This is a genomic window from Bacillus sp. FDAARGOS_527, from assembly GCF_003812125.1.
GTDB lineage: Bacteria > Bacillota > Bacilli > Bacillales > Bacillaceae_G > Bacillus_A > Bacillus_A paranthracis.
On the sequence record NZ_CP033795.1, the window covers coordinates 3,052,066 to 3,076,966 of the forward strand.

Annotated in this window: 42 protein-coding genes; 6 read left to right on the top strand and 36 right to left on the bottom strand. The window is 34.4% G+C overall.

Features of this window, described 5'->3' with window-relative positions:
* Nucleotides 1-29: 29 nt before the first annotated feature.
* From EGX95_RS18200 to EGX95_RS18290, 22 genes are all read right to left on the bottom strand, one after another.
* Entirely contained in the window at nt 30-776 is a 747-nt protein-coding gene (locus EGX95_RS18200; protein ID WP_123805723.1) for a DNA-methyltransferase, read from the bottom strand.
* Nucleotides 777-1,300: 524 nt separating this feature from the next.
* Nucleotides 1,301-1,843 (bottom strand): site-specific integrase, encoded by a 543-nt coding sequence (locus EGX95_RS18205; RefSeq protein ID WP_001012162.1) that lies wholly within the window; start codon nt 1,841-1,843, stop codon nt 1,301-1,303.
* Complete coding sequence (locus EGX95_RS18210; RefSeq protein WP_000166202.1) at nt 1,843-2,325, bottom strand: ArpU family phage packaging/lysis transcriptional regulator; 483 nt, start codon at nt 2,323-2,325, stop codon at nt 1,843-1,845. Before EGX95_RS18210 ends, EGX95_RS18205 begins: the two co-directional genes overlap by 1 nt.
* Nucleotides 2,326-2,352: 27 nt before the next feature.
* On the bottom strand, nt 2,353-2,523 hold the full coding sequence (locus EGX95_RS30475; protein ID WP_048557625.1) for a hypothetical protein: 171 nt from the start codon (nt 2,521-2,523) through the stop codon (nt 2,353-2,355).
* 117 nt (nt 2,524-2,640) lie between these two features.
* On the bottom strand, nt 2,641-2,763 hold the full coding sequence (locus tag EGX95_RS18215; RefSeq protein WP_000645582.1) for a DUF3983 domain-containing protein: 123 nt from the start codon (nt 2,761-2,763) through the stop codon (nt 2,641-2,643).
* Nucleotides 2,764-2,780: 17 nt separating this feature from the next.
* On the bottom strand, nt 2,781-3,110 hold the full coding sequence (locus tag EGX95_RS18220; protein ID WP_048557624.1) for a hypothetical protein: 330 nt from the start codon (nt 3,108-3,110) through the stop codon (nt 2,781-2,783).
* A 476-nt stretch (nt 3,111-3,586) separates the two neighbouring features.
* A complete protein-coding gene (locus tag EGX95_RS18225) occupies nt 3,587-3,964 on the bottom strand; it encodes a hypothetical protein (protein ID WP_123805725.1) in 378 nt (125 codons plus the stop codon).
* Between the two features lie 37 nt (nt 3,965-4,001).
* Entirely contained in the window at nt 4,002-4,199 is a 198-nt protein-coding gene (locus EGX95_RS18230) for a hypothetical protein (RefSeq protein ID WP_014297965.1), read from the bottom strand.
* A gap of 721 nt (nt 4,200-4,920) precedes the next feature.
* Nucleotides 4,921-5,052, bottom strand: a complete 132-nt coding sequence (locus EGX95_RS30935) for a hypothetical protein (protein WP_262737310.1) — start codon at nt 5,050-5,052, stop codon at nt 4,921-4,923.
* Nucleotides 5,053-5,087: 35 nt separating this feature from the next.
* Nucleotides 5,088-5,552: a hypothetical protein gene (locus tag EGX95_RS18240; RefSeq protein WP_192957652.1), complete on the bottom strand. Its 465-nt coding sequence runs from the start codon at nt 5,550-5,552 to the stop codon at nt 5,088-5,090.
* Between the two features lie 181 nt (nt 5,553-5,733).
* Nucleotides 5,734-6,006 (bottom strand): hypothetical protein, encoded by a 273-nt coding sequence (locus EGX95_RS18245; protein ID WP_049106929.1) that lies wholly within the window; start codon nt 6,004-6,006, stop codon nt 5,734-5,736.
* A gap of 38 nt (nt 6,007-6,044) precedes the next feature.
* Nucleotides 6,045-6,527 carry a nucleoside triphosphate pyrophosphohydrolase family protein gene (locus tag EGX95_RS18250; protein ID WP_046648282.1) on the bottom strand — a complete coding sequence of 161 codons (483 nt, stop codon included), beginning with the start codon at nt 6,525-6,527 and terminating at the stop codon, nt 6,045-6,047.
* 15 nt (nt 6,528-6,542) lie between these two features.
* Nucleotides 6,543-6,962 carry a hypothetical protein gene (locus EGX95_RS18255; RefSeq protein ID WP_048532705.1) on the bottom strand — a complete coding sequence of 140 codons (420 nt, stop codon included), beginning with the start codon at nt 6,960-6,962 and terminating at the stop codon, nt 6,543-6,545.
* Between the two features lie 12 nt (nt 6,963-6,974).
* A complete protein-coding gene (locus EGX95_RS18260; protein WP_048548415.1) occupies nt 6,975-7,229 on the bottom strand; it encodes a hypothetical protein in 255 nt (84 codons plus the stop codon).
* A 14-nt stretch (nt 7,230-7,243) separates the two neighbouring features.
* Nucleotides 7,244-7,417 carry a DUF3954 domain-containing protein gene (locus EGX95_RS18265; protein WP_000805174.1) on the bottom strand — a complete coding sequence of 58 codons (174 nt, stop codon included), beginning with the start codon at nt 7,415-7,417 and terminating at the stop codon, nt 7,244-7,246.
* A gap of 25 nt (nt 7,418-7,442) precedes the next feature.
* Nucleotides 7,443-7,637: a hypothetical protein gene (locus tag EGX95_RS18270; RefSeq protein ID WP_048548413.1), complete on the bottom strand. Its 195-nt coding sequence runs from the start codon at nt 7,635-7,637 to the stop codon at nt 7,443-7,445.
* A gap of 14 nt (nt 7,638-7,651) precedes the next feature.
* Nucleotides 7,652-8,455, bottom strand: coding sequence for an ATP-binding protein (locus EGX95_RS18275; RefSeq protein WP_048548411.1), 804 nt, complete (start codon nt 8,453-8,455; stop codon nt 7,652-7,654).
* Complete coding sequence (locus EGX95_RS18280; protein WP_048548409.1) at nt 8,424-9,203, bottom strand: DnaD domain-containing protein; 780 nt, start codon at nt 9,201-9,203, stop codon at nt 8,424-8,426. Before EGX95_RS18280 ends, EGX95_RS18275 begins: the two co-directional genes overlap by 32 nt.
* A 4-nt stretch (nt 9,204-9,207) precedes the next feature.
* Nucleotides 9,208-9,384, bottom strand: coding sequence for a hypothetical protein (locus EGX95_RS30480; RefSeq protein WP_048548407.1), 177 nt, complete (start codon nt 9,382-9,384; stop codon nt 9,208-9,210).
* A gap of 29 nt (nt 9,385-9,413) precedes the next feature.
* Complete coding sequence (locus EGX95_RS30485) at nt 9,414-9,578, bottom strand: hypothetical protein (RefSeq protein WP_044791479.1); 165 nt, start codon at nt 9,576-9,578, stop codon at nt 9,414-9,416.
* 56 nt (nt 9,579-9,634) lie between these two features.
* A complete protein-coding gene (locus tag EGX95_RS18285) occupies nt 9,635-9,835 on the bottom strand; it encodes a helix-turn-helix domain-containing protein (RefSeq protein ID WP_000284331.1) in 201 nt (66 codons plus the stop codon).
* A gap of 109 nt (nt 9,836-9,944) precedes the next feature.
* Nucleotides 9,945-10,139 (bottom strand): helix-turn-helix domain-containing protein, encoded by a 195-nt coding sequence (locus EGX95_RS18290; RefSeq protein ID WP_000935436.1) that lies wholly within the window; start codon nt 10,137-10,139, stop codon nt 9,945-9,947.
* A gap of 168 nt (nt 10,140-10,307) precedes the next feature.
* Here EGX95_RS18290 and EGX95_RS18295 point away from each other — a divergent pair, with 168 nt between their 5' ends.
* Complete coding sequence (locus EGX95_RS18295; RefSeq protein WP_048548405.1) at nt 10,308-10,664, top strand: helix-turn-helix domain-containing protein; 357 nt, start codon at nt 10,308-10,310, stop codon at nt 10,662-10,664.
* On the opposite strand, the gene EGX95_RS18300 is transcribed toward EGX95_RS18295, so the two are convergent.
* The 3 genes from EGX95_RS18300 to EGX95_RS18310 all read right to left on the bottom strand — a co-directional run bounded on the left by EGX95_RS18300 (nt 10,661) and on the right by EGX95_RS18310 (nt 12,266).
* Nucleotides 10,661-10,843 (bottom strand): hypothetical protein, encoded by a 183-nt coding sequence (locus EGX95_RS18300; protein ID WP_048548416.1) that lies wholly within the window; start codon nt 10,841-10,843, stop codon nt 10,661-10,663. The genes EGX95_RS18295 and EGX95_RS18300 overlap by 4 nt on opposite strands.
* Nucleotides 10,844-10,984: 141 nt before the next feature.
* Nucleotides 10,985-11,098: an ABC transporter ATP-binding protein gene (locus EGX95_RS18305; protein WP_226812330.1), complete on the bottom strand. Its 114-nt coding sequence runs from the start codon at nt 11,096-11,098 to the stop codon at nt 10,985-10,987.
* Nucleotides 11,099-11,120: 22 nt separating this feature from the next.
* Nucleotides 11,121-12,266, bottom strand: coding sequence for an AimR family lysis-lysogeny pheromone receptor (locus EGX95_RS18310; protein WP_048548402.1), 1,146 nt, complete (start codon nt 12,264-12,266; stop codon nt 11,121-11,123).
* Nucleotides 12,267-12,702: 436 nt separating this feature from the next.
* Here EGX95_RS18310 and EGX95_RS18315 point away from each other — a divergent pair, with 436 nt between their 5' ends.
* Entirely contained in the window at nt 12,703-13,047 is a 345-nt protein-coding gene (locus EGX95_RS18315) for a helix-turn-helix domain-containing protein (RefSeq protein ID WP_044821771.1), read from the top strand.
* Nucleotides 13,048-13,136: 89 nt separating this feature from the next.
* Here the strand turns inward: EGX95_RS18315 and EGX95_RS18320 are convergent, their stop codons facing one another.
* The 4 genes from EGX95_RS18320 to EGX95_RS18330 form a co-directional block, all read right to left on the bottom strand.
* Nucleotides 13,137-13,316 (bottom strand): hypothetical protein, encoded by a 180-nt coding sequence (locus tag EGX95_RS18320; RefSeq protein WP_048548400.1) that lies wholly within the window; start codon nt 13,314-13,316, stop codon nt 13,137-13,139.
* Nucleotides 13,317-13,333: 17 nt separating this feature from the next.
* Entirely contained in the window at nt 13,334-13,483 is a 150-nt protein-coding gene (locus EGX95_RS30490; RefSeq protein WP_048548398.1) for a hypothetical protein, read from the bottom strand.
* 109 nt (nt 13,484-13,592) lie between these two features.
* Nucleotides 13,593-13,898, bottom strand: a complete 306-nt coding sequence (locus EGX95_RS18325) for an STAS-like domain-containing protein (protein ID WP_000511407.1) — start codon at nt 13,896-13,898, stop codon at nt 13,593-13,595.
* Nucleotides 13,889-14,791, bottom strand: a complete 903-nt coding sequence (locus EGX95_RS18330) for an ATP-binding protein (protein ID WP_048548396.1) — start codon at nt 14,789-14,791, stop codon at nt 13,889-13,891. Before EGX95_RS18330 ends, EGX95_RS18325 begins: the two co-directional genes overlap by 10 nt.
* Nucleotides 14,792-15,019: 228 nt before the next feature.
* Here EGX95_RS18330 and EGX95_RS18335 point away from each other — a divergent pair, with 228 nt between their 5' ends.
* Entirely contained in the window at nt 15,020-16,150 is a 1,131-nt protein-coding gene (locus EGX95_RS18335; RefSeq protein WP_048548393.1) for a site-specific integrase, read from the top strand.
* Between the two features lie 134 nt (nt 16,151-16,284).
* Nucleotides 16,285-17,526: a nucleotidyltransferase gene (locus EGX95_RS18340; protein ID WP_162836974.1), complete on the top strand. Its 1,242-nt coding sequence runs from the start codon at nt 16,285-16,287 to the stop codon at nt 17,524-17,526.
* Nucleotides 17,527-17,555: 29 nt separating this feature from the next.
* On the opposite strand, the gene EGX95_RS18345 is transcribed toward EGX95_RS18340, so the two are convergent.
* Together EGX95_RS18345 and EGX95_RS18350 are read right to left on the bottom strand one after the other, a co-directional pair.
* Nucleotides 17,556-18,578, bottom strand: a complete 1,023-nt coding sequence (locus EGX95_RS18345) for a SepM family pheromone-processing serine protease (protein WP_000476307.1) — start codon at nt 18,576-18,578, stop codon at nt 17,556-17,558.
* Nucleotides 18,571-19,362, bottom strand: coding sequence for a patatin-like phospholipase family protein (locus EGX95_RS18350; RefSeq protein WP_000662598.1), 792 nt, complete (start codon nt 19,360-19,362; stop codon nt 18,571-18,573). The genes EGX95_RS18345 and EGX95_RS18350 overlap by 8 nt, the downstream gene beginning before the upstream one ends.
* 113 nt (nt 19,363-19,475) lie before the next feature.
* Here EGX95_RS18350 and ylbJ point away from each other — a divergent pair, with 113 nt between their 5' ends.
* Nucleotides 19,476-20,705: a sporulation integral membrane protein YlbJ gene (gene ylbJ, locus EGX95_RS18355; RefSeq protein WP_000273097.1), complete on the top strand. Its 1,230-nt coding sequence runs from the start codon at nt 19,476-19,478 to the stop codon at nt 20,703-20,705.
* Here the strand turns inward: ylbJ and coaD are convergent.
* On the bottom strand, nt 20,697-21,188 hold the full coding sequence (gene coaD, locus EGX95_RS18360) for a pantetheine-phosphate adenylyltransferase (RefSeq protein ID WP_000200598.1): 492 nt from the start codon (nt 21,186-21,188) through the stop codon (nt 20,697-20,699). The two genes, ylbJ and coaD, sit on opposite strands and share 9 nt — an antisense overlap.
* A complete protein-coding gene (rsmD, locus tag EGX95_RS18365; RefSeq protein WP_001266987.1) occupies nt 21,185-21,751 on the bottom strand; it encodes a 16S rRNA (guanine(966)-N(2))-methyltransferase RsmD in 567 nt (188 codons plus the stop codon). The genes coaD and rsmD overlap by 4 nt, the downstream gene beginning before the upstream one ends.
* Before the next feature lie 503 nt (nt 21,752-22,254).
* Between rsmD and EGX95_RS18370 the strand changes: the two genes are divergently transcribed.
* On the top strand, nt 22,255-22,644 hold the full coding sequence (locus EGX95_RS18370) for a DUF7147 family protein (protein WP_000616011.1): 390 nt from the start codon (nt 22,255-22,257) through the stop codon (nt 22,642-22,644).
* A 73-nt stretch (nt 22,645-22,717) separates the two neighbouring features.
* On the opposite strand, the gene EGX95_RS18380 is transcribed toward EGX95_RS18370, so the two are convergent.
* From EGX95_RS18380 to EGX95_RS18390, 3 genes are all read right to left on the bottom strand, one after another.
* Nucleotides 22,718-23,874, bottom strand: a protein-coding gene (locus EGX95_RS18380; RefSeq protein WP_085962608.1) for an IS3 family transposase whose coding sequence is annotated in 2 segments (ribosomal slippage) — nt 22,718-23,622 and nt 23,622-23,874 — 1,158 coding nt in all. Because the reading frame shifts where the segments join, the coding sequence is not laid out codon by codon here.
* 110 nt (nt 23,875-23,984) lie between these two features.
* Nucleotides 23,985-24,251: a YlbG family protein gene (locus EGX95_RS18385; protein WP_002080814.1), complete on the bottom strand. Its 267-nt coding sequence runs from the start codon at nt 24,249-24,251 to the stop codon at nt 23,985-23,987.
* A gap of 126 nt (nt 24,252-24,377) precedes the next feature.
* Complete coding sequence (locus EGX95_RS18390) at nt 24,378-24,830, bottom strand: YlbF/YmcA family competence regulator (RefSeq protein WP_000634351.1); 453 nt, start codon at nt 24,828-24,830, stop codon at nt 24,378-24,380.
* Nucleotides 24,831-24,901 lie beyond the last annotated feature (71 nt).

A 24,901-nucleotide genomic window follows, 5' to 3' on the forward strand; every position in this document is an offset into this window, starting at 1 on the left:
CTTCATCCCTCCAAAATAAAAAGCACCCATTACGAGTGCTTTAAGGATTCAATATGTTTATTAACTCTTTTGTTACCTAAATTCCAATATTCTTCATCCATCTCGAAACCAATGTAATTACGTTTAGTATTAATACATGCTATAGCGGTTGTAAAACTACCCATGCAATTGTCTAATACTGTTTCACCTTCCTTTGTATACGTCTTAATTAAGTATTCAAATAAAGCTACAGGCTTTTGTGTAGGATGAAACGTTTTACTGTCACGCGGAAAATCAATAACTGATTTTGGATAGTTAGTATATTTCTTTACATATACATTATTTAAAGATTCATTATTCCTTTTACCAAATACCTTCATGTTTCTTATTTCTTTCTTTCGGATTGGTTTATCCAATAAAATCAAATCTTGCGGATAATATTTAGGCAACTTTTTATAGAATACCAGAACATTTTCGTGATTCTTTAAGGGCATTCTATTTGCATTTGGAAACCCTGTTACGTGATTTCCTTTTTTCCAAATCCACTCATAACGAAACAATTTCATATTTGAAGCAATCAGCTTAGTTGTAAATGGCTGACTTGCTGTTAATAAGATAGCTCCATTATCTTTTATAATTCTTTCGTACTGCTGCCACAATAAATCGAACGGTATAATACTATCCCACTTACAAGCTGTCGTCCCATAAGGTAGATCGCATAAAATCATATCTACACTTTTATCTGGAATCATCTTCATACCTTCTAAACAATCCATATTAAATACTTGATTCAACATTTTTCATCCCGTCCATTTCCTTAATCTAATTTACGAATACATTTGGAGTATTTTAGATATAGAATCTGGTACGTGAAGTTTCAAACTTCTTCCAATCACCTAATATGTAAAATTTTATTAAGTAACTGGAAGAAGAGCAAAAGCTCTCCTTATTAACGGTAACATTCAATCAGTACCATCTGCTGGTTTTGGATTTTATGTGCCGTCATTATGAAGCCGTTTAGAAATTTAGAAACAACATAGTGAGTTGTGTTTTCCGCCACTTCTCACAATACAAATATATCACGTGAATTCCAAAACAACCGGCACATTTCCTGCCAAAAAGCGGTCACGACTCTGCCACTTATTTTTATATTCTTCTCTTATGTATTTTATCTTAATGAGTTACCCATATCTTGTATTGTGTGTAACTGACCCCTTAGCCAAATCCCTTGCTATCATTGACTTAATTAAACTTTCATATTTGAGTTACACAGTACGAAATTTATGAGTAACTGTATAGATTCAAAAAGAAAAAGCAATGCTTAGATTTTAAACCTAGTCATTGCTTTATCCATTGCATCTTGGTTTACCCCTATATAACGTAATGTGACCTTCTCTGACGAGTGATTGAATATCTCCATAAGTAATGCTATGTTTTTCGTTTGCATGTACATATGGTACCCGTACGTCTTTCTCAGCGTATGTGTGCCTATTTCATCTAATCCAAACTCTGCCGCTGCTCCACTTAATATCTTATATGCCATGCTGCGCCCAATAGGACGATTCTTCCCCTGTCTACTTTGTAATAAATACTCATGATCTTCTCTTTCTTCAATAAACCATTTAAGCTCCCTTTTAAGAGATGCGGTAATTTGTATTCGTTTCTGCTTCCCTGTTTTCTTTTCCCTCATGGATATATGACTGCCTTTAACATCTCCTACCTTCAGTTTCAGAATATCTGAGATTCTAAGGCCTGTATTAATGCCCATAATAAAGAGAATGTAATTACGTAAGCTCTTTTCCTTAAAATACTCTTTAAGCTGCTGTATTTGCTCTGGATCACGTATCGGCTGAACAAAATTCATTATTCATTACCTCCAGTTTCTTCAGTCTCATAAACCTCTAATCTAAGAGCAAAAGCAAGTTTATAAAACACTCTAGCCTTAACGCGTCGATAAGTACGCTCACTCATGCCAAGTTCGTTATACACCATATAATCGCATACATCTTCATCTTCTAAATAGCGCTTAATAATAATGTTTCTTTGGTCCTTTCCAGCACGCCCATTGCCTAAACGACTAAGAAACTGGTCAATGCGAAATGACGTTTGCTTAATCCACTCTTCTCGTTTACTTTGCTGTATATTAGCCATCGCTACATCTTCTAATGGCTTTCCTACATCATTTGTAGGTCCGTGATATCTAATTTCATAAGAAGGAGTGACTTTCATTTCTTCACGCATCATTCCAAACTGTCTATATAAACGTACGCTTTCCAGAACACCTTCTAATTTTTTCTGCGTTGCTACTCTATCGATTTTTGGCAAGAAAGATAATTGTTTAGTCATGTAAGACCACTCCTTTTTATTTTTAAATTACTTTTGTCTTAAAGCTCCGCGTCTACGTTCATAACGAGGCCCATGGATTCCCATTAAACCTTCAATATCACGAGTGCTTAACTTCTCTTTTCGTTTTTCCTTCGTTTTCTTTTTTGTGTGATTCGATTGCTTTTTCCACTCACGTAATTGGTCTTTTAGTGCCTTCATATTTCCCCATCTCCCTTTTCAAAATAAAAAGGACACCTATTCCTAAAACAGCCTTCATTGCTGCTTTAATGAATTGGTGTCCTCTAGTTTTCTAGCCGGACTGTATTCTGTTTACATTTACTTTAAAATACCAGCTTGTACAAAAATGTTTCTCCAAGCTTTATTAACTTGATACTTCTCAACATCTTTTGCACGACGAGCAATCGCTTTTCTGATTTTTCTTTTCTTCAAAGCTTTCATTCTCCTAACCTCACTTTCTATTCTTCAACGTAATATTGCCTCATCCAATACACACACAGTACTATCGCAGCTATATCCCAAAGTGAATCTAAATATTTTTGTGATAAAAATTGATTTGCAACTTCTAATCCATTCTCAATAGCTGTTATAGTGAACAGCATTGCTGCCCATTTTTTAACTTGACCATGTTCAATTACAAGTACAATGGCTATCAAAAGTGTCGCTCCACCTAACGTGTCTGCTACATCCCACCACTTCTGCTGTATCGCTGCTATAATTGCTAATCCCACATGAAGGGCGATAAGTAACGAGAATAAATGTTTATAGATCTTGTTATTTGGTAACATATTTTTCTCACTTTCTATTCAAAGGATTATTTTGTTAAAAACCCCGAAGATATTTTCTTGTCAGTAAAATTTTTCTGATAATTTCATTTGCTAGGAAAATAAGGATTATTAGTTTCATACATCAAAATACTTATACATATTCATTACATACAAAATGTTAATTTTGTATATTCCCTTATAAAATTAAACTTAAGAAAGGGTGATAATATAATGCTTAAGTTTTTTCTAACCTTAACTGCTAAAAACGATCAAACAATAACATGGAAGAAATACTATTATGAAATTGTTAAAGCTATGATCATTTATAAATGAATCGAATATATTTCCATGAGATTCAATCAAATTTTATTGAACAGATTTACAATCCTTACTGAATAAAACTCAATATTCCGTCAATACTGTAAACAACCCATTAAGTTACTTTCTCCTTGTTCCCCCTTGGAGAACCGAGCAGTTAGCTTTTGCTAGCTGCTCTTTTAATTTTTAGGAACTTCAAATTTCGCTTTCAATCGTTCATAAGTTATTTTTTCCTGTTCTTCTCGTTTTCTTTTATATTCCTCTTGTTGTTTTTGTTGTTCTAATCGTCTTTGATTCTCATACTCTTCAATTTCTTCATGAGATATTATTCCTTTTTCATGCAATGTTTTTCTTAACCAATCCTTTTTTAATATATAAGCTCTAGCGTTGCCTTTACTGTAAGCATGCATTTCACTGTGATCATCTTCGCGCCATTGCTCAACTACAAAGATTCCCTTATCCTTTGTGACAATCGTAATAGCTTCAGCAAATTGAGCCATGTGTGTAAAAGCTATTTCTTTTCCGATTAAATCTTCTTCTTTATCAATAAAGTACATTTAACATCTTCCTTTTCTACAAAATGAAATTTTTATATTAATTACTTTCATCCCTCATAACCCAATTCAATCTCATTACTACTTGGTCCAAAATTCCTATTTGTTTATTAACACCATCACGATATTCCTCACTATGAATTCTTGAAAAGCCATTTTGGATCCGTTTTAAACCTGATTTTCTACGTTCTAAATCAGTAATAAGCTGTTTAACTTCTTCAGATTTCAAACTGCACATCCTTTTCTACTCAAATAGCGTTTTTATTCAATTATCGGTCTCACTTCTTCGTTTTCTTATAATCGACATGAAATATTGCATATTTCGACATTTTTCTACACAAACAGTCAAATATGGTGTATTATATAGTAGAAGAGTAAGGTAAGAGTTACTCTTTGCCATTTTAGGAAAAGGCCTGCTATTTATAGCGGGTCCTTTTTGTTAAACTACAACTAAAATAACCTTTTTATTCAAGTTGATGACCATACTAATTGGACGCATTTACCAGTATTTTTACCAATAAATTCATGATATGGTTAATTAGTCGAGTACGTCATTACTTGACATTTACCCTTAGAAGCCCCGTAGATAAACGGGGTTTCTTTTATTTAAATTATAATTTCTTTAAAAACTTTTTACCTTTTAACTGGACAAGCATATGTTATTGTATGGAGGCATCCATTCATAGAAATCTACCTTTCTTGTTAAAGAGCATACTTACATGTGTGCTCTTTTTTGTTTGCTATGAAATAACGATTTTGTTTTAATAATCTACGCAATCCTCACACCAATACAAAATTTTGTTTTTATAACTCCAATCATTTATGCCGCAGATCTGGTTTATATTTAATTTCTTGTCACATAAGTAACAAGTTTTAACTTTTGTTTTTCTCCACCTTTGTTTCTTCATCGTCGTTCCTCTTTTCCTCAAATAAGGGTTTTGTTACAAATCACCGGTTACTTAATCAAACTCAACATCCGCATCTAATTCTTTCGTTGTGAATTCCTCTTCGCAATTTAGGCACTTCCATTTTGTGAGACTTTTTTCAACCAAACTCATTTCATTACAATCCGGGCACATTCGATCTCCCATATAATCACCGGCTCTCTTTCAAATAACTATTTTGTTTAGTTTTCTTTATCCCACCCTTGATACTTTCTGAATAATTCAGACATTGTCATATTGTTGTATTTTGCTAAGTCTTTAGCTAACGCACACACATTTTTGAAAGAAGAACAACCTTTTTCCATTTCGAGATATTCCAGTAAATCTATATAGTCGCTGTAATAAGGTTCTTCCTCTTCATCGTCTTCAACTGGTTCTGCCCAGCAACGTAATTCTTTACCCTTGACGATTAGTGTCGCATTTGGCTCTCCTTGATTACTCCCTTCACACCAGCGCCATCCGCCATCTTTCCAATTACCATCGTTCATACTTCTTGTACTTGCATCATCACTCATCTTTTTGAAATCTTCATCTGAAACCTCGTATACTTGATACAATGTTTCTTCATAACCATAAGTACATGTAGCTTCTACACCTAATCTTTTTAGATCTTCTGTAATATTGCCTTGTACTAATATTTCTTCCATGTTAATTTCCTTAGTTAATTTGACAGTTCCGATTTTTTTATATGGTTGTACTGTGTAACCTTTTTTTTGTAGAATTTTCAATACTTCTTGCATATCCTTCCAAGCTGCTGTACCTTGTCCAAATTTAATAGTCACTGTATTCATTTCTCATTCCCCTTTTCTATTCAAATAACGCTTTTGTTTAGTTTTCTAATAATCCAACCACAATGCACGGAATGCTCTTACTTTCTTTTTTCTTATAAATTTCTTCCACTGTTTTATAAACAGGAAATCCGATGCATTCCCATTCAATCTTTTCATTAGGCTCCATTGTTTGAACGCTAATTTCTTCTAATTCATTACCTTCCTTCTGATTCTCCATAACAAAATATCCAATCGCTTCATATTCACTATTAGCTGCAATAACTTTTATAGTGGTCCAAATGCCTTCTGAAGTTACTTTATAGAATTTCATTTTCATTCCTCACTTTTTAATAAAATTCAAATTTGGTCTTACTCCACATCAACACGCGCTTGACTTGCTTCTCGGCTAAATCCATCCGGATATCTTTTAGCTAATTTTGCGATATTCATTTCAGCAATATCTTGTAACGTATATCCCAGTTCGTGCGCCATAATCGAAACATAATACATAATGTCACCAAGCTCTAAGGCTAATTTATAAGTATTTCCGTCCTCTTCTCCTGGGCAATGCGATGGTTGAAAACCATGCCCATGATAAATTGCTTTTTTAACAATATCAGCAACTTCACCAGCTTCCCCTGTAAGTCCTAAAGCCGCATTAGAAACACGTCCTCCAAAATCAGTTTTGTTATTCCAAGTGCGTAAAGTTGCTTCTTGATAATCGTTTAATTCGCCGATTGATAAAATGCTTGCAATCTGTAAAACAGTAGCCTCTTTTATAACTTGACCTTCTTTTCTTGCTTCACTAATTAATTTCGTTGCTTCCAATACACCGTTTTCCATAACTTTCATTTTCATCTACTCCTCTTAACTAATATTTTTATTTTTAGACTTAGCTGGTGTTGTAGCTGCTTTTATCGGTTCCCATCCATAACTCAATCTAGATCTGAAAGTACTTACGCTTATGCCATTGGATTCAGCAATCTTAACAAGTTCCTTCCTATCAATTTGTTTACGCGTCGGAATACTTGCCGCGTCTTTAGGGTCCCAACCATTATTTACCCTGCTGTAAAAAGTACTTGAATTAATTCCATTTTCCGTCGCTATTTTCAACCACTTATTTTCTTTCCCTTCGCCCATATGCCAATATGTTCTCGGCGGTGTAGTCAATGCTTCTTGTAAGTCCCAACCGTATCTATACATTCTCATGTAAAGAACCCTTCTACTAATACCGTTTGATTCAGCTTGCTGATATTCCTCATCAGTTAACCAACGATTGAAAGCCATCAATTGTCCCTCCTAATCTAGTGCCAAAAATTCAGCTCTAGTACGATTCGAATAAGTTATCCTAATCTTCTGAATACCTTTTCCATGCTCTTCTATTGTTGCATTCCAAGCTTCGATTTCAGTTTTAGCATCAAAACAATCCATCTTTTGCCGTTCCTCTTTATCGTAAAAATGGACTTCATAGCTTGGATTCAAAAACTTTTCACTGGTGCTTATCGCGTTGTAGTTGAAACTACCTATAACGTCATCAATTGTTAATTGCTTCATAATCGCATCCCCAGTTATTTAATTTTTTCAGTGATTGTAGTTGATACACGATCAACTTTCCCACCTTGCCAAGTGATTACTTGTTCCCCAAACCCTGTTACTGGAGGATTCAGTGGAGTAACCTCACCATTTTTAACCACATAAATTTTATTATCAGTAACATCGATTTCAACTTTCGTAGGCTTCATACGACTGAAATCCTCCTTTTTCTTGTTAGCTAACTTTTTGTTGCTTTTTACGTCGTAATTCTTGTTTCATTAACTCGAATTTAATTAAGTACGCTTTCCAACGCTTATCATTTTCTTCTTGCTGTTGCTTTGCCACTTCACAATTACAACCGTTCGTTTCAATTACACCTGGATAAATTTCTTTACGAATAATTCCTGTATCATGACATAATGTACACATGCTTATTCCTCCTTTTATACTTCGATAAACTTTTGTAAACGTTGCTTCGCTATCTCTCTTCTATAACTAGCGGCTTCATTTTTTACAGTTAGACTTGTTTCAACCATTCGGTCATATGAACGTTTACCAACTTGATGTTTCAATTCTTTTGGTTCTAAATTACTCGTATACAGAGTAGGAAGTTCTTTTCTGTACCGACCATCAATGATATTGAACAATTTTTCTTCTACCCACTCCGTAGTTTTTTCTGCCCCAATATCATCTAATATAAGTAAGTCGCATTCTAAAAGTGCTCTCATAATTTGTGTTTCATTTTCTTTGTTTTCACTATTGAATGTGCTGCGAATACGTTGTAATAATTCTGGAACGCTTTGAAATACGACAATGTATCCTTTTTTAGAAAGCTCATTTACAATCGCGGCTGCTAAGTGTGTTTTACCATTACCAGGTTCTCCCCAAAGCATTAACGATTCCCCATTCCACTCTTTAAACGTCTTCACGTATTTCACTGCAACTTTATAAGCTGTCTCTGATCCATTTCTATCTAGAAACGATTCAAATGTACTTTTGGAGAACCTTTCTCCTAAGTTACTGATACTAAACAACTTTTCTATTTCTCTCTTCTTAGCAAAGTTTTGAGCTTCACGTATTTTGGCTTCTTCACGTTCTACAACACACTCACATGTAGGAAGTATTTTATTTTTAATGCGTAACTGCGGAACTTCTACAGTAATTGCTGCGATATATTTATTACAGTGTTCGCATGTATACCCTTCCGTTTCTTCACTACAAGCCGATGTATTCACTATCCGAGTCATCACTCTTCCGATTGATTCCGACACGCTTTTTCACTCCTTTATTTCGTTGATATTCAGTTTCTAAAGCATCAACATCTTTTAAAGTCTTCACGTTATTGTTAACCCACTGTTTTAAAATGCCCTCAGCATAATTCCATTTCTTCTGCTGTTTCAAAGCACGTTCCATCGCTGCTTGTACAAGTTCTTCGCTTGTATCGTTTACCCACTGTGAAATACTTTCGGCTATGAATGAATTTAAAATCCCGAAATTATTTTCGTAGAAAGAGAAGATGCTACTACTACTTTGTATATTAGTATTTCGTTTATTAGTACTTGGTAAATTATCAGTACTTAGTAGTGTCTGTTTTTCCACTGGATGGTTTTCCATATCACTGGTTTCCCTGTCATTGGATTCCCGTCGAATGGTTTTTCCACTGACTGGTTTTTCCACTGACTGGTTTTCTGACTCCGTGGATGGGACTTCGTAAACTGCTGTTTCCCAATGTGATATTTTCCCTGTTTTTGGATTTTGAACAGGATACCTTTTTAAATACCCTGCTTTTTTTAATTCTTGTATAGTTTTGGTGGTTATTTCTTTTCCGTCTTTAGCGTGTTGGCTGAGTTCAGTTGCATGAAACGTCCAATCATCTGGTAAAGAAAGCATATATGCCAATAACCCTTTTGCTCTCCAGCTTAATTTCTCATCGCGTAATGGTGTATTATGAATAACTGAATAATTAACATCTTTCTTAACTCTAAAAATCCCCATTGTTTTACCTCCTCGTACAAATCGCCACATATGCTTGTCCACTTTGGATAATACGTTGTATTTCATAATGCGGATAACCAATCTTGAAATACTTTTGGATCATTTCTTTTAATCTATCTTCGCTTCTTGCTAATTCCCAGAACTTACTAGGTAATAGCACTTGATATTCAATTAAATCCATGTACTATTTCCCTACTTTCCGTGATATACTTATAACAACTTATTTTTTTCAAAGGACCCACTGCCATGGGTCTTTTTATTTTGTTTTCCATCACTCCAAGCCCATCGTTTTATCGGTTCGTAAGTAATGTAAAGCAACCATACACTGCATGCGATAAACATTGCGAATACTACTAACGATGTTGTATCTTCCACTAAATCACCTCCTTATTTATCAAACGGTAATTTTGTTAAAAATCTGAAATTCTGTTTTAACTAGCATTTGTCCCTACCTTTTGTGCTTCTACCCATTTAAGAAAATCTTCCGCTTTAACGCGTTTGCTTTTTCCAATTACGATTGTTGGGAAATCCTCTCTCTTCATAAGTGCGTATGCGGCTGATCGAGAAATATTTAAGAACTCCTGTACATCATCCGCTTTCAGTGAAAATGGTAGTTGTTTAATTTGGTACATGTTTTTTCACTCCAATCATTTTTTTAAGTTTAAATATGGATACACTATCTTATAACGTCGCCCTTATTTGTAGTCTATAGGGCGACTTTAGTTGTAAAAAAAATCTCTCTCACTTTATTAGATCACTGATCGATACACCATAAAGCTCCGAAAGTTTTTTTAATTTCTCTACCGATAATCCTGATTCTCCTTTTTCAACGTTATGATAAGAACGTTTGAATTTCAGACCTAAAGCCTTTGAAACATATTCTAAAGAATAACCATTTTTTTGTCTTAGAGATTTAATTCGTTGTGTATTTAGCATTTTAAGTCACCACCTTCAACTTCTAAACTTAGTATAACCAAAAGTAGCCCTAAAGGCAACTTTTTATTTTCAAAAATTTATTTTTTATTTTTACGTTGCCATTAGGGCTACTCATTGTTACATTTAAACTAGATACTTTTTTACAAGTAGCGCGAAAGGATGTTATAGATGAATATCATAGGGGAGAGAATATTCGAGTTAAGAAAAGAACGAAGACTAACACAAGAGAAAATAGGCGAAAATATCGGCGTCAGCAAGCAAACTATTTCCAAATATGAAAAAGGGACGAAAATCCCCTCACGCGAGAATATTGAAAAATTAGCTGATTTCTTCAATGTTCCCACTGATTACTTGTTCGGGAAAAGTGATAATTCCATTAAAAGTAGCAATAATATAAAAGAAATATTTGAAAGTGATGAATTGCATTGGGATGGAAGAAAGTTGTCTTCTGAAGAGATTGAAAGCGTCAAAGCGCTTTTAGAAGTAGCTATCCAAAGAATGTTAAAACAAGAAAAAAAGGATTAGCATGAGGCTAGTCCTTTTTTTGGTTCCATTTGGTGCATGACTTCCCTTAATTCATTATCTGTAATGAATCCTTGTTTATGTATTTCTTTCAAAGCATGAAGAGTGTCATTTTCTGAGACTTTATCCCCTAATAAATATTTAATCATGGATTTTATTTTTTCTTCGCCACTTACTAACAAGCCGAACTCCTCCATCCCAATAACTATGTGATTTTTTAACAAACTGTGCATTTTTGTAACGTTTTTCAAAAATGCATACCCCTTAAAAAGCACTCAAGACGCTACTTAGTAGTAGCGTCTTGAAAAATAATTTATAAATTTCTAATGAGTTCCTGGATCAACCATTAGATATGTAGTTTCTACTTTACTTGAATGTGCTTGTGAAGTATCTTTGTTTTGTTCAACTGCTCCTAGTAGTCCTAAAACACATACCATTGTAAGAATAATTTTTTTCAACCTACTTCACTCCCTCTTTAATTAAAAGACGTGTTACCAAATTTGAATAGAATACATTCCCATTATTAGCGAATTTTTCTAAAGCCTCTTTGAGAACCATTATATCATTTCTATCTACAAAAAATAAATAATATAATTTAAAAGCAGACAAAGTTTTTCCTTGTTTTTTTAAGTCTTCAAAATAAGCTCTAGCTTTAACTCCTGAACCAAATTTAGCATCAAAGAATGCTTTTTCCGCTTCTCCTACAAAATCCCAATCTATTTTATCTACATTTATTCCATACTCAATTCGCAAAAAAGCTAATGTGCTATGAACTGCACGATACATTTTACTATAAGTAGTAATACCTAATTTTTTTATTAACTTTAGGCTTTCCAAAAAGTACGTTTCCGCCTGAAAAGGATTTTCAAATATAAATGACTCCCCTAAGCAACTCAACGCTTTAGCCTTTATAACTGAATCTTCCGGGGCAGATTTTATTATACTATTACAAATGTCCCTGCATTCTTTTATTTTATTACTAAACAAATTAATATGAGACTTACGATCATCATGTTGCAAATCCAAATGTTTCTTTATAAATGCATTCTCTACTAATGGTAAGTTTTGATCGATCTTTTTAGAATACGGGACCATTGCCATGAAATTACTACTATCATACAGAGCAAACCCATGTAACATGTCTACTATTATTTGATAGTCAACATTTTTAGAATATGGTAATTCATCTAATTTCCTTTGTAATTCTTCTCCTTCTAACTTGTTCAAATTTCTTTGATTGTATAAATCATACAAATGTAGATATTTGTTTATTTTCCCTTTTTTATCGCTGCTAATATGTTTTTTTATTATTTTTTTCATTAATTGATACTCACCGACTGTTTGGCAGTAAGACAGTGCCTTTTTTATGTTTAAATCACTCTCGCAAAGCAATATAAATTCTCTAATTTTCTTTCTACGTTCTGTCCAATTTGGATACAGGTCGGAAGCAATTAATAAGAATGACTCTAACTTCATTTCTTTAATTTTCCCATTTAAAATCCTATTAAGATTAGTTCTATCAATCTCTGCTTTTTTAGCTAATGTACCAATATCCAATTTAAGATAATTGATATGCTCCTGTAAGTTCTTGATAAAGCTCTTCATTCTAAAATCCCCTCCCAAATCAGAACCCAAAACATATCCCTTTTTTCTCAATAGGAAAATGAATCATAATTTTCTTTATACTTATGAAGTATGCTATACTATGTACTGACTCATGGAAACTTTCCCTATCTAGGCTAGGGTTAAATGTTATAGCTGTGTGGCCTCACATCTATAACACCGTGGGTCTTTTTTTATTCCTTCTTTCGTTAAATTCAGTTTATCATAAGATTTAGAATGTTCGTTCTGATTATGGTCAAATCATGTTGAGAAAGTTTTTTTCAAAAATTCTATTTTTCATTAAGAATATTTTACCATCAAAAGAACGTTTGTTCTATATATTTTTGTTAGAATGTCAATTTGTATGATACTTTTTATTATAAAGACAAATTTCATGACATGTATAGTCTAAAAATTCTCATGTATTTATACTAAAACTATGAATACATTTGGAGAAAATTTAAAGAAGTTTAGATCAAGTCGTTCCCTTACTCAATCAGAGTTCGGTGAAAAAGTACAGTTAAGTCGTAGTCAAGTTGGCAATTTAGAAATTAACTATAATCAACCTGATCTCGACACTCTCGATCGCATTGCAACGTATTTAGGTGTTTCTGTTGATGCGTTAATGGGTAGAACGAGTACACCTCATGAAAAAAACATAGCAAATGCCCTCGATGAAATTCAAACGGTTTTCGCAGGCCTGGATGAATCTCAACGAGAACAATTCTGTAAACAACTCGTTTTATATGCAAAGTTCCTTAAAACTCATAACGAGCTGTTATGAGTCGATTGTAGTAGAAAACATTTCCAATCGCAACGGTAAAAATTAACAGATTTTTATCAACAAAAAAAGAGAGCGCTTAGCTCTCTTTTTTATATTCCTGTGCCTGGATCTTTTATATATCCTCCACCTGCCCCAGGATCATACATACCCATCCCACCACCTGGATCAGTTGTATATCCCCCGCCTGATCCTGGGTCCAAAATCCCCATTCCTGTACCTGGATCGGAAATCATCTTTGAACCACCTGGATCTTTTATGTACCTTTTCATTTCGTTCCCCCCTTTTCTTATATACCTGTCCCTGGTCCAAAAATTGTTTTCCAACCTGTACCAGGGTCTTCATTGTATTTCCAACCACCACCACCTGGTTCATTGTGCCAGCCTACACCTGAATCAGTAACTTTATGTCCACCAGGTTCTTTTGTGAACTCTCCCATTTTTTATCCCCCTTTCTTTTCGTGTATAAATATTGTAGCTCACTTCTTTTATATCTGTAAATTAAAGAAAAAAGAGCTATGTAAAATAGCTCTTTTCAATCAAATCCTTTTAAACGGTTACTAAGTTTTTTCTTTCATTTACCTCAAAATTAAATCTACTTTTTATCATTTTATTAATTTGTGCTGTTGAGTTAGAAAAGCCTAAATGTGCCTTTATGAAAGAAAATTCATAGTCATTTAACAATTCAATAAATGCAGTATTAACAAAAGATGAATTTAATGCTGTTACTCCTTTGAATGATACTACCACTTTCTCATTTTGTTTAAAACTATGTCTGATTAAATCTTGAATGATTTGTCCGTCGTCATTTGAATAGCAACGTTCTACATGATCTAAAACATTAATTATTCCCATTCTCCGAAGTCCTCCTCATCTGATATTATATTTTCTATATTATCGGCCTTTAATTTCATTTGAATTAAAGTGCCTGGATAATATGATGGTGATACATTATATTCTACATCAATGTCAGTGTTTCCTGTTTTACAAGTTAGTATACCATGATTAGAGTGGATATACACTTCGCCACCAAGGTCCTTAACAACATTATCAACTAATGTAGCTAAACCAACCCCTCTGTTTCTTGGAGTACTTTTTGTAGAAAATCCCGCTGTAATCGCCATATTTAAAGCTTCTCCATCATCCATTAAAGGGTATTCCTTTTGTATATTATGCGGAATACCAACACCGAAGTCAGAAATAGTAATATGTACTGTATTTTCGTCATCTTTATTCGGATAGTGTTGTGCGAAAATACACCCTGTATTTTCTTGCGCATGATCCCTAATATTATTGAAAATTTCTTCCATGGAAACCGTTATATTTTTAACAGATTCAACAGTTACATCTAATCTATTTGCAAGCCAAAAAGCAAACCTACCGCGTAAGAATTGATAACTGTTTGCGTATGAAACCAAGTTTAACGGGATGGTTGTGGGTCTCAAACCTGCTTGTTCTCTTAATTTCTCTCCAAAGTATTGCTCAAAAAATAGAGAATCATCCAAATACCTAACGGCATCCCTTCCATCTATCCTTCTTGGCAATATTTTATCGCATGTAACACCATTTTTATTTAACCACTCAAATAAATTTCCTAGTATAGTTACACCAGCAGGCTCAATAAAATTTAGTTGTCGGAAATTAAATGTAATTTCTTCAGCTTTAGGTTTTAAATCCTCATCAATTACTGCTTCTAACAATTCATACATTGTACTGCGATTAAAGCGCCGCGGAACCATTACTTCCATACTTCGTAACCCACCCATCTTCTATATCTTATACATAGCAATATGTATTTTATGTCTTTCTCTATTATAGCTTTTTTGTCGAATATTGGAACAAATAAATGAAACAAATTGCTTAATAAACATCAAATTATACCTTTTACAAAAAATACGCTAACATGCTATCATTCTTATACCACTACCACATACCACAGCTTGTATCTAGAAAACGATTATGACGAGGTGAAAATCATGGCATACTTTCGTAAACGTGGTGAGAAGTGGTCTTTTACTATGGATGTTGGCAAAGACCCACTCACAGGTAAACGGAAACAAATCACTAAAGGTGGCTTTAAAACAAAGAAAGCTGCTCAAGAAGAAGTGGCAAGAGTAACAAATGATTTAGCAAATGGGGATTACGAGAATAGTGATATTCGCTTTTCTCAGCTCGTAGAAATCTGGATGCAAGAGAAAGAATCATCATGTAGACCATCCACATTGTATCAATACAAACGCATTCTACGCTCCCGTGTTATGCCTGAATTTGGTGAGAAGAGGTTATCAGATATAAAACCATTGACCGTTCATAATTTTCACCAGAAGCTACTTAAAGAGGGTCTAACTACGAAATACATTTCATCTGTTGATGTTATGTTAAAACAAATCCTCGATAAAGGAGTAGAACTAGAAATGATTAACTCTAATCCTGCTAAGAAAGCTAAGCGCCCTAAAGTTAAAAAGAAGTCGCAAGCTAGTTGGACAGTTGAACAAGCCATGAAGTTTATGGAGTATGCAAAAATACAAGGAAGCTATTATATTGCTTTTGTTTTAGCTTTGCATACAGGCATGCGAATCGGAGAAGTATTAGCTTTACAGTGGGATGATATTAATTTTAAAAATAAGACTATCCATGTACAAAGAACATTAACGCTTGTTGATGGAAAGTATGAATTAGGTGAGACAAAAACTGAGGCATCTAATCGTATAATCCCGATGACAGAAGAATTAATGGGAGAGTTGTTAGAATATCAAAGTCGTAAGAAGGAGAACTCTTTCGACTTGTTAATTTGCACAAGAAATAAAAAAATCGTGCATCCATATACGATACGCTACCAAATGAAAGCTTTGTGCGAAGCAATTGACGTACCGTATATTAGATTCCACGATATCCGAAGAACGTTTACAACTATTTTAATCGATTCTGGCGCAAATGCAAAGGTTGTTTCAAAATTGCTTGGTCATACAAATGTTTCTACAACTTTAAATATTTATACTGATGTTTATGAAGAACGTCAAATTGAAGTGACTGAAATGCTAGGAAATGTACTGAAAAGTGGCCAACGTGGTCAAAAAGTGGTCAATGAGGAAAAACAAGATGGTTAAACCCTATGGTATAAGTGATATAATGCATTTATAGTGTAAGTTTTTTCTTTACACTATAATGAAGTCATCATAGTAAATAATATATAGAGTATCACGTTTTTCAAAAAGATGCTACATCGAAAGGAGAGATTACCATAAAAGCCAGTGGTATTGTTGTTGAATATAACCCTTTTCATAACGGTCATGCTTATCATGTGCAACAAACAAAAAAGTTAACACACTCTGATATTACAATCGCTGTTATGAGTGGCCCTTTTTTACAACGTGGTGAGCCAGCACTCGTATCCAAATGGTATCGTACCAAAATGGCCTTAGCATGCGGTGTAGACCTCGTTGTAGAGCTTCCTTATGCCTTTTCAACGCAAAAGGCCGAAACCTTTGCAAATGGCGCTATTTCTATTTTAAACGCCCTACACGTTTCTGAAATTTGTTTCGGCAGTGAAGATGGACAAATCGAAAATTTTTATAACACCATCTCTGTGCAGAAAAATGAAGAAGAGACTTTTAATCGTCTTGTAAAGCAATTTATGAACGCAGGTAATAGTTACGCAAAAGCTACATCTGAAGCTTTCCTACACATTTTATCTTCTGAAAAAAATATAGACATGTCACAACCAAATAACATTTTAGGCTTCCAATACATAAAAGCAATTCTAATGCAAAATAGTTCTATGCAAGCACAAACGATAAAAAGATTCGCATCTCATTATCATGATGAAACATTTAACGACCAACATATTGCAAGCGCAACAAGTATTCGCAAACAACTTTTTAGTGAAAATAGTTCCTTTACAGAAATTGAGCCTTTCATCCCAAAAGCGACTGCTTCTCTTTTAGCAAGTTATAAACAAAACTACGGGACATTACATAATTGGGAACAATACTTTTCATTTTTTAAATACAAACTTATGACAATGTCTCCAGAAGACTTACGACATATATATGAAATTGAGGAAGGTTTAGAGCATCGTATTTTATCAAAAATACAAACCAGTTCCTCCTTCCATTCATTCATGGAAGCGTTAAAAACGAAACGTTATACGTGGACTAGATTACAAAGAGCTTGTACACATATTTTAACAAATACAACAAAAGAAGAAATACATTGCGCAAATATAGAGCAACATGCACCATACATTCGTCTATTAGGCATGTCACAAAAAGGACAAACGTACCTTTCAAAAAACAAGAAAAAAATAGAGCTTCCAATCCTTACCCATACAAAAACATTTGACCATCCTACTTTACACATAGATCGAAAAGCCAATTCTGTATATTTCTCCATCATGCAAGAACCATTACGAGCACAACTACTAAAACAAGATGCAACACATCACCCAATTCGTTACGATGAAACAACTGCAAAATTCCTATAAAAAAATCTCTCTAAAAAAGAGAGATTTTTTTATTTATTTCCCATTTTTTCCAAATACATTAATGCATCATCCAACGTATCAACTGGCACAACTTTCATTTTCGTTTTAATATCTTTCGCAGCCTCAAGTGCATCTTTATAATTCGATTTCTCTGCACCTTTTTCATTTGGTGCAAAGAACACTTCAGCACCAGCATCACTTGCAGCAACCACTTTTTGCTGAATACCGCCAATCGGGCCAACTTCTCCCTTTTCATTGATCGTCCCTGTTCCAGCTATTTCATGCCCTCTTGTTAAATCATCTTCCACCAGTTGATTATATATTTCTAATGTAAACATTAGGCCTGCCGATGGTCCGCCTATTTCATGAGAGTCAATTTTCACTTTCGGATCTACCACTAATTCTCTTTCCGTAACGATAGAAACACCTATACCAACACGTCCATTTCCATTCGGAATAGTCTTTACATTTAAATTTTCTTTTAACTGTTTCCCATCCCTCTTGTACTCAATATTTACTGTATCTCCTTCTTTTTTCCCTGTCATATATTCAATAAATTGTTCTGTCTTTTCAAATGTTTTTCCGTCGACGGCAATGATAACATCTCCAAGTTTAAGCTTTCCTTCTGAAGGCATCCCTTTCGCTACACCAGCAACCAACACACCTTTATTTTCAAAAGAAACAGTACGATTTGCACGTTTATAAGCATTATAAATCGCTGCATTTTGCGAATCTTTCATCGCATAATTTTGGCGAAATTGATATTCTTCATCACTTTCACCTTTTTGCAATATTTCTTCCGCTTTTGAAATATGTGTATATTTATTAAACTGTGCCGCTATTAAATTCACTACATTTGCCGGTCCCATTGAAACCGTAACAAGCATAAAATCACCTGATTCTTTTGTTCCCCCTTCAACTTGAACGTAAGGCTCTAATTTGGCAGCCATTCCGGGTTTCGTTACATAATACGGCAGGCGTACATAAACAAGTAACATTGCCAATATAACCCCTATTAAAATTGCATATATAAACCGAAAACGCTTAAACATTATGTTTCTCCTTCCACTGCTCAATTAATAAATGAATATTTGCAACATGCTTTTCCGCTTCTACCTCTCCAACTCGAATAATGTCTTCAATGTTTGTAAAAGCCCGGGAACTAAATTGTTCTACAGCTGGTCGCATCATTAAATCAGATGCAATTTGTCGATTTATCACAAGCTCATGTTGCATAATTTCAATACTCTGCATAATTACATCATAAATAGACGTAACCTCTCCATTTACTTTAATCGGGGATACATCAACAGCAATGACAATATCGGCACCTAACTCTTTCACAACCGATACTGGGATGCGATCAATTACTCCGCCATCTACCAATAATCGTCCATCTATTTTCTCTGGCACAAACACTCCAGGTACAGAAATACTTGCTCTCACCGCCTCTGCAACTGGACCACTTGTAAAAACTACTTTTTCCCCCTTTAAGATATCAGTAGCCACAACAGCCGTCGGGATATCTAATTCTTCTAAATTTTTATTATATGTAAACATTTTAATCATATCTTTGACACGTTTTCCAGAAATAAATCCCATTTTCGGAACCGTAAAATCTAAATAATATTTCCTCTTAAAAACATTTGCCAGTTTATACAGTCTTTCAACGTTTGAACTAGCCGCATAAAATGTACCTACTAAAGCCCCCATACTACTTCCTGCAATCATATGAATCGGTATATCATTTTCCCTTAAAACCTTTATAACACCAATATGAGCAAAACCTTTTGCGCCCCCAGATCCAAGAGCTAAGCCAATTTTCGGTTCTTTCACTTTTCTCACCCTTTAATTTTTTTCGTTCCTTTTTCATACTTATGGTCTAAATTCACTACGTATCCACGTATACTGAAATGAACGTTTTTTGGGACAAAGGGGGATTTACTTACATGTATGAAAAATGGAAAACGGCTTTCCTTACCATATCAACACTTTTTTTAACCTTTTCTCTTGTACTCCACCCCCAAGCTGCTTTACAAGCTTCCATTCGAGGGTTAAATATATGGTGGGAAGTTGTATTCCCTTCACTTTTACCGTTTTTCATCATTGCCGAACTTCTCATTAGTATTGGTGTTGTAAAATTTATAGGCGTTATATTAGAACCACTTATGCGACCACTTTTCCGCGTTCCAGGAATAGGCGGATTTGTTTGGGCAATGGGAATGGCTTCAGGCTTTCCCGCTGGCGCCAAATTAAGCGCTAGACTGCGCAAAAGCAATCAGCTAACACAAATTGAAGCAGAGCGCCTCGTATCTTTTACAAACTCATCCAATCCACTTTTTATTTTTGGCGCTGTTTCTATCGGTTTTTTCAATAATCCGAAATTAGGAATCGTATTAGCTGCTGCACATTATGTAAGTAATTTTGCTGTCGGGTTACTGATGCGTTTTTATGGCAATAACAACCGTTCCACGCATGATAAACATGTTACTAAAAAACACCCTTTTCAAAACCCTTTTTCAATTCTACATGAGACACGTATGCAAGAAAAAAGACCAATAGGAAAATTACTTGGGGACGCTATCGTTTCTTCTATTCAAACGCTACTTATGATTGGCGGATTTATTATTTTATTCTCTGTTTTAAATAAAATGATTACTGTATTTCATATTACAGCAGCCCTTTCTTTTATTATGCAACATATTTTATCATTCTTCCAACTAACTACTGAATTTAGTATCCCAATATTATCTGGCATGTTTGAAATGACACTTGGAAGCCAAATGATTAGTCAAATAACTGAAACACCCCTCCTGCAGCAAGCTATGGTAACAAGCTTTATTTTAGCATTTAGCGGCCTTTCTATTCAGGCACAAGTCGCTAGCATATTAGCTGAAACAGACATTCGATTTAAGCCCTATTTTTTCGCACGAATTATCCAAAGTATTCTTGCCCCTATTTTTACTTTTATATTTTGGAAACCATTTTATGAAAAAGTAAGCTCTTTTTCACCTATGCAAAAAGATATCCCTGTCTTTTTATCGAATCATTCTTCTATTCTGCATGAATTTTGGACATCTTTTATACACTACGGACCGATATTTACATTATTTTGCTTATATGTATATGTCATCTTATTATTTTTTCGGAGCAACAAAGAAAAACCCCGTTCACTTTAACGGGGTTTGAAACTTTTCTTTTAAAGCACGTTCTACAACAGGAGGTACAAGATCTACTACACTTCCTCCATATCTCGCAACTTCTTTCACAATGCTCGAGCTTAAAAATGAGTATTGATTGTTTGTCATAATAAAAAAGGTTTCAATGTTTTCATCTAACTTTCGATTCATAGAAGTAATTTGCATTTCATATTCAAAATCAGAAACTGCGCGTAATCCACGTAAAATCGCGTTCGCATTACGCATTTTTGCATACTCAACTAGTAGTCCACTATGTGAATCTACTTTGACATTAGGAATATCCTTTGTTGCTTCTCGAATTAAATCTAAACGCTCTTCCACTGAAAAGAACGGTTTTTTTGACGAGTTGTTTAAAACTACTACGTATACCTCGTCAAATACTTTTGCTCCCCTTTTAATAATATCCAGATGCCCAAGGGTAATTGGATCAAAACTGCCCGAAGAAATAGCTATACTTGTCATTCCGTCCCCTCACCTTCATACTTATAAATCGATATCGCTGTAATGCCATAATTTTCAGCTCGTACTTTTACAAGTCTTCCTATAGCCTCAGGTAAAACTACATCATTACCATGCTCCGCCATAATTAAACCATCGTTATGTAGCAATCCATGTTGATCCATTACACTAATTAAAGATACAATTTTTTGATCTTTATATGGAGGATCAATTAATATAAGATCAAATGATATTTCACGTTTTATAAGTGCTTTTATCGCACGTTCTGCATCATTCCGATATACTTCAGCTTGTTCCTGTATTCTACAACTTTCTAAATTTTGATGGATTACCTTTATCGCTTTATTGTCTCGATCAACAAAAATCGCTTTATCAATCCCTCTACTTATAGCTTCGATTCCAAGACCACCGCTACCACCAAATAAATCAAGAGCGACACCCCCATCAAAATAAGGGCCTATCATATTAAAAATGGATTCTTTTACTTTATCAGTCGTTGGACGTGTTGTATTACCTGGCACCGCTTTAAGTGGGTGTCCTTTACATTTTCCTGAAACTACTCTCATCTGTTGTCACTACCTTTATTTCAATCTATCGAGCAATTATAGAAAGCCCTTCTCCATTCGGTAACCGCTACCAAACTTTACGATTCCATTCATCTTCCAACGAAGACTAGAAGAACTTAGCTTAAAATAACCGCTCTGCATTTTTATGTATTCATCTCACCATTCGCTAACACGAACTATTCGTTTCACTTTATCTTTTTTATCCTATCATAAAATAAAAAAAAGAAAAATAAAAAGCCCAACATAAAATTTAATTTCATCATGTATATCTTCATTTAGATTGGACATAAATAACTATAACAACATCACCTTCGATGTTGTTGCCAACCGCGGAGAAGACTTACGTTTCCCCATAAGTTCTTCCTCCGGTTTCTCCTCTCCCTTTGCCTTCTTACTAGTACATGCTAGTATAAGAAGGGCCCTGCTTTGCAGGGTTTTTTTTCTTTGTCTACTTTTCATTTAAAAAGTGAGATGGTACAGTAAAAGAAAGAGGAGGAAAAGATATGATTCAACGCTTTATAGAACTCGGAGAGGGCTACTCTGATTTATATGAATTACTTGAAATTGCCAAAGCAAATCAAGAACGTATAACACATATGTTACAATTTGAAACAATTAAAAATGAAAAAAAAGTGTGCTCACTTGTTGTAATATTAAAACCAACTACTACTGGTGATTTCCAACCATTATACATATGTCGTGAAGGCATTCCTGTACTTGAAAATAAAAAAAGTAAACGCGTCATTTTATTTGAAGAAACGGCAGAACAACTTGGAAAAAAAGTGACTACCTTTACGGTAAAACCATCCACAACTTTCCCAGAAAAAGAACTGTTTTTCAATCATTTAATTGGTATTTTACGAATGAATAATTTTATTCCTCCAATGAAATAATGTGTTATTTCAAATAAAAAATCCCCTGTTAAAATTGAAGTGACCCCCGAAAACGGGACACCAATCAAAACACCTAAACCACTTGTTCCCTAAATTCTTTAGGGGATAGGTGGTTTAATTTTTCTTGAATTCGCACACAATTGTAGTAATGAATGTATTCTAGCACAATCTTTCGCACAGTTGTGTTGGATACTTTTGTTATCTTTTGTGAATAGAAAGCTTCACTTTTTAAATGACCAAAGAAGCTTTCCATGACGGCATTATCATGGCAATTTCCTCTCCGGGACATGCTGGTGATAATGCCGTTTTCTTTGGCATACGCTTGAAATTCTTTTGCTGTATAAATACTTCCTTGATCTGAGTGAAGAAGGACATCTTTTACTTTTCGCCCTCTCATTGCTTGTTTTAATGTCTTCATCGCTAATGTCAGTGTTTGTGATTCGCTGATGACACAACTAATAATTTCACGATTAAAGGCATCCATAATCGTTGATAAATACAAAGTACGCTCTCCAAATAAGAGATACGTCACATCCGTAAACCATTTTTCATTTGGTCTGGATGCATCGAATTGGCGCTCCAATCGATGAGGGGCTACCATTGGCTCCGCACCATTGATATATTTCTTTTTCTTTCGACGTACTTTTGAAAGAATGTGATTTTGTCTCATGATTCGTAATACTTTTTTATGATTGACACACAGTCCCATTTTTCGAAGAGTAGCGGTCACTCTTCGATATCCATACCGGAATTTATGCCTAAGACAAACGTCCTTTATTTTCTCTTCTATACCATCTTTCAAATCTTCCGTTCGTTGTAACCAACGATAAAATGTGGAACGGGGTAATTCTAATACGTTACACAATTCTTTTACCGTTATTTTTGTTTTTACATTTTCCCATAAAGTAACTACAGTTTCTGGTTTCAGCCCCTTTCGATTTCCAGATACTTTCCCCATACAAGTAATTTTGTTTTTAGATGTTTATTTTCTAAACGTAGCTGTTCTAATTCACTGAGCTCTTTTGGTCCTTTTCCATAAGAATATTGTTTTCCTACAGGTTGTTGAAAACGATACGTTTGATCTGTACGATACCATTTCATCCATGTCTTAATTTGGGAAACATTTTTAATTCCGAGTTTCTCCATAATTGTACGATTTGAATAGCCGTCTTTCTTCATTTCAATCACTTTCCACTTTGTTTCTTCTGGGTAATGAACTCTTGTCTTCAAACGAAAAACACCTCCATTGAATTTGCATACTTAGTATGCGAATTCAGGAGGTGTTTTTTTCATGTACCACTATTCGGGTTCACTTCAAAATTAGCAGGGGATTTTTTCTATTAGCTATAATCGTATTCTTTTGCCCGATCAGGACGTGAATTTTCAAATTCCGTTTTTAAATACGGGCGGTACGACTGTTCTATCTTTTTCACAAAAGGAAGTTTGTTCAACTTTTGCATCATATGCTCAATTTGTTCCATATCACAATATACTACTGCATATTTTAAACGTTTTGATATGTAATGTATGTTACCATATTTTCTTAAAATCTTGGCATGTTTCAATGAATGTAAATAAACAATCATACTTTGTCGTTGCCCGAACATAATCTTCTCCATCTTCTCCTTTTAAAAACATATATTTTATATTTTATGAAAACCAATCAGAAATTTATGACATTACAGGACAAACTCTGTATACGTTTTCTTCTACCTTCTAAAAAACGGGGTGATTTACCCCGTTTTTTTACAACCGCAACCTCCGCCGGTACCACAACCGCCACCACAGCCACCAGCATCAAAAAATGGATTTCCTGTTGGAACTTTGATGGAAGAGGACACCTCAGAACCGATTGCTACACTAACTTCATCTAACAACTTTTGTAAAGCCGTTTCTACTCGTTTAAAAGCTGCAATCTTATCATGTAAATCTACAGAACGCTTCAATTCCCTCATTTTCGTCGAAACGAAAGTATAGTCAGGATGATATTTACCGAAACGTTGCACTTCCTCATATCGTTCTTTCATCGCTGTAAATTGCTGAATTAACGTCTGAACTTCCATATCTTCATGCAAGTCTTTATAACATTTACGGTAATCTTCTGCTATATCTGAACAGATGATCGCTTTTGCAAGCTGCTCTGCCTTATCTAATATTAATACGCTTTCTAGCGTCGCTACAATCATGAGAGACACCTCCGAGTATTTATCATACCACATTTAGAATAGAACTACTAATTGAAGTGTCTCACTAAACA